This window comes from Shewanella xiamenensis (assembly GCF_014647135.1).
In the GTDB taxonomy this organism is placed as follows: domain Bacteria; phylum Pseudomonadota; class Gammaproteobacteria; order Enterobacterales; family Shewanellaceae; genus Shewanella; species Shewanella xiamenensis.
Genome location: NZ_BMOP01000006.1, coordinates 101,417 through 113,616, shown reverse-complemented (window position 1 = coordinate 113,616; position 12,200 = coordinate 101,417). Strand labels below are relative to the sequence as shown.

Genomic DNA, 12,200 nt, shown 5'->3' with positions numbered 1-12,200 from the left:
AGCATTATGGGTATTTTCTCTCGTTTCGCCGATATCATTAACTCTAATATCAGCGCATTACTCGACAAAGCCGAAGACCCTGAAAAAATGGTTCGCCTGATCATCCAAGAAATGGAAGATACACTGGTAGAAGTGCGTTCAACCTCAGCTAAGGTATTGGCTGAAAAGAAAGAATTGCATCGCCGTATCAGCCGAGTCGAGGAGCAAGTTCAGGATTGGCAGGATAAAGCGGAACTGGCACTTTCAAAGGACCGCGAAGATTTAGCCAAAGCGGCTTTAGTTGAAAAACAAAAAGCGGCGGGTTTAGTGGATACTTTAAACCAAGAGTTGGCAGTGCTGGATGAGCATATCGCTCGTTTAAAAGATGAAGTGAGCCTGTTACAGGAAAAACTGTTAGATGCAAAAGCGCGCCAAAAGACCATTATTTTGCGCACTCAAACTGCGTCATCACGTTTAGAAGTGAAAAAGCAGTTAGACTCAAGCAAAATTGATAATGCCATGCTTAAGTTTGAGCAATATGAACGCCGTGTTGAAGGATTAGAAGCGCAGGTTGAATCCTACGATCTTGGCAGCAAAAAAACCTTAGCTGATGAGTTTGCGGCATTAGAAGCTGAAGATTCAGTCAATGCTGAGTTGGAAGCGCTCAAGGCAAAAGTGAAAGGCAAAGCTCCCACAAAGTCAAAAGAATAACATTTTAGAGGTGAGTTATGGATATGGACATACTAATGGCTCCGATTATCATCTTTATGATAGTGGTGGCGCCTATATGGTTAGTTCTTCATTATCGCAGTAAGCGACAAGTGAGCCAGGGACTCACTGAGGAAGAGTTTTCACAGCTGAATGACTTGATTGCGAAAGCCGATAAAATGGCTGCGCGTATCGAAACCTTAGAGGCGATTCTCGATTCTGAATCGCCTGAATGGAGGGGGAAACATGAGAGGATCTAGTGGTCGAACTTTGTACCGTATTCCCCAGTCAGGTAAAATCGCCGGAGTGTGTGCAGGGATTGCTGAGTACTTTGCGATTGAAACTTGGTTAGTACGCGTACTTGCTGTTTCTATCTTTCTATTAGGTGGTTCGGGTGTTGTCTTTATCATCTATGTGGCGTTATGGGTGATACTCGATATCAAACCTCAAAATAGCTCTGTTAGGGATGACATTGAAGTGAAGAAGAAACCTTGGCAGTCGGGAGAGCCAGCTAAACAGGCGCTAAGCGATGTGAATCGTCAGTTTAGGAGCCTTGAGGTGAGATTGCAAAACCTTGAGCGCCATGTGACGTCTGACAATTTTGATTTAAAAAGACAAATCAATAGCTTGTAATCCCTCTAAAGGGCGGCCATGTCCGCCCTTGTTGTTTTATCTTTCGTTGATTCCAGTGTCATCTCTCGTTGATTCCAGTATATAGTTATCTCATTCAACATTTAGGGAAATCCTTATGGGAATGCTTGATGTATCGATCCACAAAATCACGCAAAAGAGTCAATCTTTGCTCCACAGAACGGCCGATAGGCATTTGCGACTTGCAGTAACAGGGTTATCGGGAGCGGGAAAAACGGCTTTTATTACAGGGTTAGTCAATCAATTACTCAATAGCGGTGCTGCATCATCTGAATCGCATTCTCGCCAACATGGTTTGCCTCTTTGGCAGGTGAGCCGTGAACAACGTTTGCTTGGGGTTAAGCGAGCGATGCAGCCGGATCTTGAAATCGCGAGTTTTGATTATCAGGGCGCTATGTTAGCGCTGACTTCGAATCCTCCTACTTGGCCTGAATCGACTCGCACCATTTCAGAGTTGCGTCTAGCGATTAAATATCGGCCGCAAAAGGGATTACTCGCCAAGTTTGCCGATACCGCAACGCTATATTTAGATATTGTGGATTATCCAGGGGAGTGGCTTTTAGATTTACCTATGCTGCGCCAAAACTATATTGAGTGGTGTACTGCCCAGCAGCAACGGCTTGCGGTTTTGAAGAGTTCACCTTTATATGCTGGTTTTGAAACATCGTTAAATGCACTCAATTTAGCGGCTATGGCCGATGAAGCGGAACTGAAACGACTTGCCGATCAATATCAGCAGTTATTACAGGATTTAGTGCATGTGCAGGGGTATTACCAAGCGCAACCGGGGCGTATGTTATTACCCGGTGAGTGGCAAGGTGCACCGCTGCTGGCGTTTTTCCCGCTGTTATCTGTGACTGATGCTCAGTGGAGCAACCTTAAACAAAGTGAGAAGCACAGCGCTTTTCATGTGCTGGAAAAGCGCTATCAAGAGTATGTCGCTAAGGTTGTTAAACCTTTTTATAAACAACATTTCGCAGGGTTTGATCGTCAGGTGGTGCTCGTTGATTGCTTCAGTGCGTTAAATCGTGGCAAATCACAATTTGAAGATATGGGCGCGGCGCTAAATGCCATTATGGAGAGTTTTCAATACGGACAATCCAGTTATTTACGTCGGCTTTTTGCGCCGCGGATTGACCGTTTGCTCTTTGCCGCCAGTAAGGTTGACCATGTCACGCGGGATCAACAAAGTCATGTGTTGTCGCTGTTAACGGATATGCTCAAGCACAGCCAGCACTTTGCTAGTTTTGATGGTTGTAAAGTCGAAACCATGGCCATTAGTGCGATTAAGGCCACGCGCCACGGCATGGTGACCACTCAAGATGGGGATGTGGAAGTTGTGCAGGGCACAGGATTGAATGGCCAAGCCCTGACACTGTTTCCCGGCGAAGTGCCCACTCGCTTACCTGAGTCCACTTTTTGGCGTGAACAAGGCTTTAATTTTATCGGTTTTGCACCGCCGGATAACCGTAATCTTGATCCATCTTCGGTGCATTTTGACCATATCCGTCTTGATCACCTTCTGCAGTATCTTGTGGGGGATAAACTGGAATGAGAAAAGACCCGTTACCACATTCAACTGAGTCGCAAATAAATGAGTCGGAGCAGTCTGTTGCTTCGATTACAACTCAAGCCCTTAAAAAGCAGCAAGTATTTGATGCTGAACAGGTCAAACTACAGTCTGCAACAGATGAGTTAAAAAGTGCGCAAATGTTTGCGCCACAAACCCCGATAAAGGCGATTGATGACGTTGTTGAAGAGACGCTAGCGGCCCAACCGCAGGTGTTAGATGTGACATCGATACGCCCTAAATTACATCAATCTCGCCGCTGGTCTTGGTTGGCACGCTTATCACTAATGGCATTAATACTACTCACGCTAGTGCAAACAGGCCTTGGTTTGCGGGATGCTTGGGTTGCCAGTCCTTGGCTATTTAGTTTTTATGGTGTGGTGCTTGGTTTAGTCGGGAGCTGGGCTATAGTCTGTGCCGTTAGCGAGTATCAAAAATTAAAACGCTTAAAACAGGTTGCCGATACCCAGGATACAGGTGCAAGGCTTGCCCTGAGTATGCAAATGGGGGAGGCCGATAGCTTTATCGATAATATTGTACGGCATTATCCCGATAGCCAAGGATTACAACGGCTGCGTCACTCGTTAAAAGATGAGCATAACGATGCCGAAAAAGTGCTGTTATTTGAGGACTTAGTCCTAACGGAGCGAGATGAACTCGCCAAAAAAGTCGTGCGTCGATATGCGGCTGAATCAGCAGTGTTATTGGCTGCTAGCCCGCTTGCGGCATTGGATATGGCGATCATTCTTTGGCGTAATCAGCGAATGCTGCGTGATGTCGCTGCCTGTTATGGGATAGAGTTAGGCTATTGGAGCCGGATTAAACTCATTCGCAGCATAGTGATTAACATTATTTATGCGGGCACCAGTGAGTTAGTCACGGACTTAGGAACTCAATTGCTGTCGGTCGAGATGACCGGTAAATTATCCGCGCGGCTTGCCCAAGGATTAGGGGGCGGTTTGTTAACGGCGCGCCTAGGATATCAGGCCATGGCACTGTGTCGGCCTATCGGTTTTAGGGAAGAGCAGCGCCCCAAATTATCGAAAGTTCATCAAGAGTTGTTGATTGAGCTTAAGCAGTTTGCTGGTAAGTTATTGACCAAAGATGGGCGTGATGCGCTTAAGAGCCAATTAGAGGCTGCTGAGCTAAAAACCAGCTCAACGGCAAAAGACAAATAACATAGCCGAATGCACAAAACCGCGAGTGCACTTTAGGCTAAATGCTAATGCGCTAATGACTCTGTCATTAGCGCATTTTTTATCGCCGATGTTCTGCCCTAAACGCTGAATGTAACAACTTAGTTACAGTGGTTCTGTTGCTATTTTCACCGTTGCACTGGTTTCAACTGTTCAGCAGGGTATGTTAGTGCTTATTCGATAGGGCTAATGTTTTATTAACTTATCTATATGGACTAAAAACACAAGCAAATCATCATTCCTCGAACAATCAATCAAGAATCGAATGATGTAATGGCATAACAAGGAGTAAGCAATGCAAGATGAATCGAGCAAGATGTGGAAAGCGGCGACCCAAGCCATCCATGCAGGACATGAGCGAGAGGCCTTCGGTTCGTTAGTCACACCACTTTATCAAACTGCAACTTTTGTATTCGAATCGGCGCAGCAAGGTGGCGAGCGTTTCGCAGGCAACGAGCCTGGATATATTTATACCCGTCTTGGTAATCCAACTGTGGCCGAACTTGAGCGTAAAATGGCGATTTTAGAAGGGGCTGAAGCGGCGGCGGCAACGGCGTCTGGTATGGGGGCGGTGTCGGCGGCATTGCTCGCTAATTTGCAGATGGGTGATCATTTAGTGGCTTCTAATGCGGTATATGGTTGCACTTTTGCACTTATGACTAGCCAATTTGCCCGTTTTGGCATCGAAGTCACCTTAGTCGACTTTACCGATTTAGTGGCAATTGAGCGGGCAATCAAACCGAACACTCGGGTGATTTTTTGTGAAACGCCGGTCAATCCTCATCTACAGGTGTTTGATCTTAGAGCTATCGCCGATATTGCGAAGCGGCATCAATTAGTTAGCATTGTCGATAATACTTTTATGACGCCGTTACTGCAGCAACCGATTGCACTAGGCATTGATTTAGTGGTTCACAGCGCGACTAAATACTTAAATGGTCACGGTGATGTGATTGCGGGCATCGTCTGTGGCAGCGAAGAGCAACTTCACAGAGTGAAGTATGAAATCCTAAAGGATATCGGTGCAGTGATCTCACCCCATGATGCTTGGCTTATCCTACGAGGCCTTAAAACCCTCGATGTGCGCTTACAGCGCCATTGCGAGAGTGCCCAGCGGGTTGCTGAGTTTTTAGAGCAACACCCTGCCGTGACGCGAGTGTACTATCCAGGGCTTAAATCCCATTCGGGTCATCAATTTATTGGTCAGCAGATGCAGCGAGCAGGAGGGGTGATCGCCTTTGAATTAGCTGCGGATTTTACTCAGGCTATGGCGTTTGTTGGCAAGCTTAAATTATTTTCAATTGCGGTTAGTTTGGGCGATGCGGAATCCCTTATTCAGCATCCGGCTTCAATGACCCATTCTCCTTATTCCCCAGAAGCGCGGGCAGCTGCGGGCATTGGGGATAATCTGCTGAGAATTTCTGTCGGTTTGGAGGATTGCGACGATATTATTGCTGATTTAAGCCAGGCATTAGCAACGATTGTTTAGCTGGTTATGGATAATTTTTATAACAAGGATGCATTAACCGCATCCTTTTTCTTCATTGTTATCTGTAAATTCATTGATCTAAAGTTACACATTTAAGCCAGAGGTAATATTTGTACTTAGGCGTTTGGAAATTCATAAAAGCTTCGTCTATGTTTGATTGGAGGCCACGGAAGTTGGACGAAAGGCCGAATATCAAGGAGAGAGAGGAAGCATTATGAAACTAAAACCTAGTTTACCTGCGATGGTATCTGCTATTGCATTTTCTGCCCTGTTAACCTTGCCAGTAATGGCAGCTGATCCGGTAAAAGAAGCGAGTAAGGTGCAAAACCAAGCGAAAACTGAGGCCAAAAATATGGCAAGCGATGCTAAACAAGCATTGCCAGACGCAGCTCAAGTCAACATCAATACCGCTTCAACTGAACAATTACAACTGCTGAAGGGGATTGGTGCCGCTAAAGCGCAGGCAATCATCGATTATCGCACTCAAAATGGGCAATTTAAGACTATTGATGAGTTAGCCAATGTCTCAGGGATCGGTGCTAAGCTGATTGAGCAAAATCGTCATATGATTAAGCTGTAACGCCTTGGCATTGTCTTGAGTCATTTGCGTTAGCTTGACATCTTTTAGCGAATAAAAAGCCTGCTTTGCAGGCTTTTATCATTTTCAATACTTAGGTTTGCCTATAGATTGTCCAGTTAAACCGGATATTTATCAAACGGGCGGATTAGCACTTGATCCCATAGAGGCCATAGGGGATAATCCGCGTCGTTCGGTGATGATCCTTTTGGTGATCCACTTGAAGTTATGGTGACCCTAGGGTCCCCCCGCAATGATAACTTGTGAACTCGGCCAGGCCCGGAAGGGAGCAACCGCAGCAAGCGACTCGTGTGCCGGGGTGTCGGCTCTAGGGGAACCTCCAAATCTCCCCATCCTATTCCAATCTTTTTTATCTTTAACTCTACGATTAGTAATAACTGCTCTACTTAGGATTTAGCAACACGGCAGAATTTACTCGTAAAAGCTTGTTGCAAATCGATGTAGCTATGCCAATTTCGTATGACTTAGCTGTCGGCTTCTTCCTGCGGCATTCTTTTTTGTAGATTCTGTTTAAGAAAGGCGCGTGATTTCTCTAATGCGGCTTGGATTTCGCGTTTAAGCTCTTGCAACTCGTTGTAATCTTCGAAGAAATAGGTGTCAACTAGGTGACGAATATAACGCACGGGCAGTTGATTGAGTGTCACACAGCAGAGATCGGCTAAATAATCCTCCGGTAATTCATCCATCAGGCCTTCATCGGATAACATTTCCATTAAGAGAACTTCGTAATAGTTGCGGATTTCGAGTTGCATCGCTGTGCTCCATGATGATTTTTATTGAGTTTGCTACCACAAATGGTTGGCTGCAATAAAAAGTTGGCTATGTCTTTGGCTTAATTGTAGTTCGTCTCGGCTGTAGCCGCCGCCAATTACCGCAGCAACAGGAATATTTGCCGATTTTGCCATGGAGAGCACAGTAACATCACGTTGATAGAGCCCTTGTTGGCTGATCTGTAAATGGCCTAAATCATCGTCCTGATGAATATCAACACCAGCGTCATACAGGATTAAATCTGGTTGATGGAGCCGAATAAGCAGCTCGAGAGTCTGTTCGACGGTTTCCTGATAGGCGCTATCATCAGCACCTTTCGTTAGTTCAATATCATAGTGTGACTGTTGTTTACGGCTGGGGAAATTCTCTTTGCAGTGGATGGAACAACTGATAATGCCTTGATGCCTATGGCTGAGGGTAGCAGTGCCGTCTCCTTGGTGCACGTCACAATCAAAAATCAATACCTTATGCAGTTGCTGCTCGGCGATAAGTTTGCGGGCGGCGATAATCAAGTCATTGAAAATACAGTAACCACTGCCAAAGTCATAATGAGCATGGTGATAGCCGCCGGTTAAGTGAAGGGCGATACCCGTTTGTAGCGCCAAGCTTGCGGTCAAACTCGTTCCTGACACTGAATGCAAGGTTCGCTCGACCAAGGCTTGACTCCATGGAAAGCCGATGCGTCTCAAGGCCGTGTTGGCTAAGGTACCCTGAATAAATTGTTCGACATAATCTTGCTGATGCACCTGCATTACATCTTCAGCCGTCATCGGCGAGGGAGTATGAAATTGATCCGCAACAGCCAGTTGATTATCGAGCAGATAGTGATAAAAACGCGCATATTTGGTTGTGGGAAAGCGGTGATGGGCGGGTAACGCCAGCTTGGAGTAGCTGGCGTGATAAACCAATGGGATCATCTGGATTAGAGTTGTGAAATAGCCCAGCTCATAAACTCTTTACGTGTTTTCTCATCGGCTTGTAACCACCAGTATTGCAACATCTGCTGTGGATTTGCGCCAGCCGCTTTAGAAGTATCAACCGGAGCGGTTAATGAGGTTGCCTTAACTGCTGCCTGCGCCGAAGTGGGTGCTGGCGCGGCAACCACCGCTGCTGTGCCTGCTGCGCCTGTTACTGCGGCTGCTGTGCCTGACACATCTACCGCTTGGTTACCGCTAAAGAGACGAGAGACAAAGCCTTCTTCTTCAATATCGGTGTTTGCCACTTGGTAATTAACCTGACCTTTGTCGGAGCGGGTTAACACGACTTGGGGATTTTGGGCAAACACTTTAGGCTTTTTAACGACTTTGCCTTCAGCGGCTTGTAAATAGTATTGATGATCGCCATCAACCTCTAAGGTCACAATAAAAGGAGATGACTTAACAAAGGTTTGGCTGTCACTAAAATCGTCTTCCACCATTTCGTGGTAGCGAATGGCGATTTTGTGGGTGCCGGGCGCCAATTCTAAACTGCTTTTATGGTTGAATACGCTGGACTCGACTTTTTTGCCATCGAGGGCAAGGTATTCGAAGGACATAGGGATATTCAGATCTGCGGCAAAGGCTGAGGCAGAGCCGAGTAGCATTAGCAGGCTGCTGATTGGCAAAAGTGATTTCATTGTTGCTCCTTAACGATTATGGCTCTGATGCGGACGTTCGAATGCTTGAATGCGATCTTCGATATAACTGATGGCTTGCCTGCATTTTCCCAAACGACGATGCATCAAAAGGATGTCATTTTGCAAACGGATTTTGTCAGCACTATGACAGTTTTCAAGTTTTGACTCCATTTCTGCAATTTTTTGTTCAAATTTTTTCGCCCAATTCAGATGCTTATTCAGTTCGGCATAGATTTCGTGGCTATTTTGTAACACATTGCTGGCGATCCAAGCAAACCCGCTGGCTTGATGCGATTGGTTTTGTTGCTGGGCGAAACGTGCGCGCTTACTGGCACGTTGTTGATTTTTAGACTTTATATCGATTGAGGTCGTCAGTAGCGCCCGTTTAACCGCAGTAAAACGGTCTTGAATACGTTCACAGCTTAAGGCGATGGTTTGCGGCGCGAGTTTTAGGGCGATTTGCTTCTCTAACTGACCGATACTACTTCGAATTTGTTCAATGCAGGGCATCAACTGGGCGCCATTTTGAATAAACAGCGATTGATTAAAGCGTTCAATATCTAGTAGGAGTTTGCGTTGGCTCGGCGCAAGATGACTGTCGTGTTGCAGTACTTCTTGCTCTAATGTTTTTAGCTGATTTTTCAACGTGCTGATTAGCTGCGAAGTGTTCAAAACCATGCGCTCCACGCCAGATTAGCGGCAATTGACAGGACAATTAATATAAACAAAGGCCGAATAAAAGGCATACCAAATTTTATCGCACAGCGAGCGCCGATAAAGGAGCCGAGCATCATACATAACCCCATCCACAGGCCAATTTGCCAATGGACTTGCCCAAGAAAGCCAAAGATCGCCAGCGCCGTCAAATTGCTGGTAAAAGTCATGGCTCTAGCGAGCGCGCAACTATGCAAAAGAGGTAATTTATATAATGAACCTGAACTTACTGTCCAAAAGGCGCCAATGCCGGGGCCTGCAAAACCATCGTAGATGCCTAGTAATAAACCTTGCAGGCTTTGCTTGAGCTTGGATTGGGCTTTTGTCGGCGTCTGACAATCGGTATCCGAGATGGCATTAGGGCTCAGCAAGCTGTAAATTGCAATGCCAATAATGAGCAGTGGTAAGGCTTTTTCAAGCCACTGCGCGTTTAACAAATAAACTAATACACTGCCAAAAACCGCACCAATAAAGGTGGCGATAAACGCCATATACCAAAAACTGGGTTTCAGCAGATGCTGGCGATAATAGGTCCAAGCCGCCATCGAGGATCCAAAACTAGCAGCAAATTTATTGGTACCTAAGGCGGTATGGGGCGGGATCCCTAGGGTGAGCAGGGCAGGAATGGAGAGCAGGCCGCCACCACCGACCACGGCATCGATAAAACCTGCAATTAAGCCAATGACAGCCAACAGGGCCCAGTTACTGGGCTCGAGTAACAACTCCAAATCTTAATCCTACTCAATGACTCGTCTAAAAGGTGGGAGTGCGTCTAGCAAGGATTTGCCGTAACGCTTCGTCACTAACCGTCTATCTAGGATAGTGACTCGACCATAATCTTGCTCTTTACGCAGTAATCTACCACAACTTTGGATAAGCTTTCGCGATGCATCAGGAATGGTGAGCTGCAGAAACGGATTTCCACCCTTTATTTTCACATATTCAGCATGGGCTTGCTCAACGGGTGAGGTTGGCACAGCAAAGGGTAGCTTAGTGACGATGAGGTTGGTGAGGTAATCTCCTGGTAAGTCCAAGCCTTCAGAAAAACTGCCTGTGCCAAATAAGATGCTTGGCTCACCTTTGTCACATTTAGCTTTGTGGGTCTCAAGCAATTGCTGGCGTGGTGCATTACCTTGGATCAGAATTTCCTGCGTGAGCTTGCCCTCGAGCAATTCGGCCACTTTTTCCATTTGCCAGTAAGAGGCAAACAGCACTAAGGTAGCCATTTCGCCTTCAATTAGCTCGATAATTTGTTCGGCAAGTTCAGCAGTATAGGCATCATCCGTCGGCTCGGTTTTCATCTTAGGTAAGTAGAGCGTGGCATTATTCGGATAATCGAAAGGGGATTGCAGGGCAAGATATCGGCTGCCGTCCTTTAATGATAACCCTACCTGATGGGCAAAATGGTCAAAGTTATTCAGCGCCCGCAGCGTAGCGCTACATAGCACGACGCCAGCTGCCTTTTGCCACAGCATCGATTCGAGCATAAAACCGACTTCAATTGGTGAGGCGCTAAACAGATAATCGACCTGTTTGCCTGTAATTAACTCGATCCAACGGGCCATTGGGGCACCTTTAGTGGAATCTTCCTTGGCCATCATTTTCCAGAGCTTTTGCAGGTTTTCGAGTCGCTGCAACATAAAGCCCATTTCGGCCTGTAGCGCTTCAGCCTGGTGCTTAGGAATATCGCCATCTTTTATCGCTTCTGCGAGCAATAATTGCATCTTATTAAATTGCTTGAGAGCAAGATTGGAGGTGGCCGCGAGATTTTCGGCGGGGATTTTCAGTGCATCGGGCAATTTGCCGTGTTCGAACCGATAGCGACTCTCTGGATTGGCAAACTGCTTGGTCTGGGTATCACAATAGTGGGCGACTTGATTGAGCTGAGCGATTAAGTCGCCAATATGATCCTGCATCGCCTGCGCTGGGGCGATGATATTGTTGCTCTTTATCTGATTTTGTAATTTTGCGCTGGTCTTACCGACTTTTTCAAGCCAGTCGGCGGCGCCTCTAAGCGTTGCCTGTGCGCTAGAAAAGTCCCGGGCAACAATAGGTAAGTGGTGTGCTTCGTCAATGACGTAAAATACGTCTTCGGGATCGGGTAAAATCACCCCGCCGCCTAGCTCTAAGTCGGCAAACAGCAAACTGTGGTTGGCAATGAGCACATCCCACGTATCCACGTCCTCGCGGGCCTTGTGAAACGGGCAATTACGATGACTGGCTAGTTGCCGATGACAACTGTGTTTATCGCAGGCGATTTGTTGCCAGAGATGGTCCGGTATCGGTGTTGACAGCGTATCGATTTCACCGTTCCAGCGGCCTTCATTAAAGTCGTTGAGCAGCTCCTGTAACATGGCAATTTGGCTGTTATCAGGCTTTGTTTGCCACATGGCCATTTGGGTACTGTTATCATCGCCGATCAACATGGCAAGCTTGGATAAACAGACATAGCGCTGGCGCCCTTTGACCAGACCAAAGCGAAAGTTTAGCCCTGATTGTTCGAGAAAAAACGGTAAGTCTTTGTGCAGCAACTGCTCCTGCAGCGCCACGGTTGCCGTGGCGATACAGACTTTTTTCTTACTCGCAAGCGCAAGCGGAATCGTGCCTAGAATATAAGACAATGATTTACCAATCCCCGTACCCGCTTCGACCACTATGATGCGTCTATCTTTGTCATAGTCGCCAGCCAGGGTCTTAGAGATTTCTGCTACCATAAAGTTTTGCTCGCGGCGCGGCCTAAAATTAGGCAAAGCGGTGGCAATATCTTTATAGATAGCGCGGATCTGGTTTTTTACGTTGTCAGGTAACATGCGGCACTACTTTATCGAATTAATGCTGTACATAATAACAGTGATTGCATAGCCTAAGAAACTTTTCTGCCATTTTATGGCAATTTTATTCTGTATCCC

Annotated in this window: 13 protein-coding genes and 1 other RNA gene; 8 read left to right on the top strand and 6 right to left on the bottom strand. The window is 46.4% G+C overall.

The window, feature by feature from the left end; all coding sequences use genetic code 11:
- Positions 1-6: 6 nt before the first annotated feature.
- From pspA to ffs, 8 genes are all read left to right on the top strand, one after another.
- Entirely contained in the window at positions 7-690 is a 684-nt protein-coding gene (gene pspA / locus IEY09_RS07770) for a phage shock protein PspA (RefSeq protein ID WP_011071928.1), read from the top strand.
- Between the two features lie 17 nt (positions 691-707).
- The gene (pspB, locus tag IEY09_RS07765) at positions 708-947 is read left to right on the top strand and encodes an envelope stress response membrane protein PspB (protein ID WP_086024023.1); all 240 of its coding nucleotides are present in this window, start codon (positions 708-710) and stop codon (positions 945-947) included.
- Entirely contained in the window at positions 934-1,320 is a 387-nt protein-coding gene (gene pspC / locus IEY09_RS07760; protein ID WP_037417230.1) for an envelope stress response membrane protein PspC, read from the top strand. The genes pspB and pspC overlap by 14 nt, the downstream gene beginning before the upstream one ends.
- A gap of 115 nt (positions 1,321-1,435) precedes the next feature.
- Complete coding sequence (locus IEY09_RS07755) at positions 1,436-2,893, top strand: YcjX family GTP-binding protein (protein WP_188870529.1); 1,458 nt, start codon at positions 1,436-1,438, stop codon at positions 2,891-2,893.
- A complete protein-coding gene (locus IEY09_RS07750) occupies positions 2,890-4,086 on the top strand; it encodes a TIGR01620 family protein (protein WP_188870527.1) in 1,197 nt (398 codons plus the stop codon). Before IEY09_RS07755 ends, IEY09_RS07750 begins: the two co-directional genes overlap by 4 nt.
- Before the next feature lie 313 nt (positions 4,087-4,399).
- Positions 4,400-5,593 (top strand): methionine gamma-lyase, encoded by a 1,194-nt coding sequence (gene megL, locus IEY09_RS07745; protein ID WP_188870525.1) that lies wholly within the window; start codon positions 4,400-4,402, stop codon positions 5,591-5,593.
- A gap of 214 nt (positions 5,594-5,807) precedes the next feature.
- Entirely contained in the window at positions 5,808-6,173 is a 366-nt protein-coding gene (locus IEY09_RS07740) for a ComEA family DNA-binding protein (protein ID WP_037417240.1), read from the top strand.
- A gap of 234 nt (positions 6,174-6,407) precedes the next feature.
- Positions 6,408-6,505, top strand: an RNA gene (gene ffs / locus IEY09_RS07735) — signal recognition particle sRNA small type.
- A gap of 150 nt (positions 6,506-6,655) precedes the next feature.
- On the opposite strand, the gene IEY09_RS07730 is transcribed toward ffs, so the two are convergent.
- Genes IEY09_RS07730 through dinG form a run of 6 tightly spaced genes read right to left on the bottom strand, consistent with a single transcriptional unit; the run spans position 6,656 to position 12,101 of the window.
- Entirely contained in the window at positions 6,656-6,943 is a 288-nt protein-coding gene (locus tag IEY09_RS07730) for a late competence development ComFB family protein (RefSeq protein WP_172588336.1), read from the bottom strand.
- Between the two features lie 33 nt (positions 6,944-6,976).
- Positions 6,977-7,879, bottom strand: coding sequence for a histone deacetylase family protein (locus tag IEY09_RS07725; protein ID WP_188870522.1), 903 nt, complete (start codon positions 7,877-7,879; stop codon positions 6,977-6,979).
- A 5-nt stretch (positions 7,880-7,884) separates the two neighbouring features.
- A complete protein-coding gene (locus tag IEY09_RS07720; protein WP_037428139.1) occupies positions 7,885-8,577 on the bottom strand; it encodes a DUF2057 domain-containing protein in 693 nt (230 codons plus the stop codon).
- 9 nt (positions 8,578-8,586) lie between these two features.
- Positions 8,587-9,255 (bottom strand): primosomal replication protein, encoded by a 669-nt coding sequence (locus IEY09_RS07715; protein ID WP_170919380.1) that lies wholly within the window; start codon positions 9,253-9,255, stop codon positions 8,587-8,589.
- Positions 9,246-10,019, bottom strand: a complete 774-nt coding sequence (locus tag IEY09_RS07710) for a sulfite exporter TauE/SafE family protein (RefSeq protein WP_055646756.1) — start codon at positions 10,017-10,019, stop codon at positions 9,246-9,248. Before IEY09_RS07710 ends, IEY09_RS07715 begins: the two co-directional genes overlap by 10 nt.
- Positions 10,020-10,028: 9 nt before the next feature.
- Positions 10,029-12,101: an ATP-dependent DNA helicase DinG gene (gene dinG, locus IEY09_RS07705; protein WP_188870520.1), complete on the bottom strand. Its 2,073-nt coding sequence runs from the start codon at positions 12,099-12,101 to the stop codon at positions 10,029-10,031.
- Positions 12,102-12,200 lie beyond the last annotated feature (99 nt).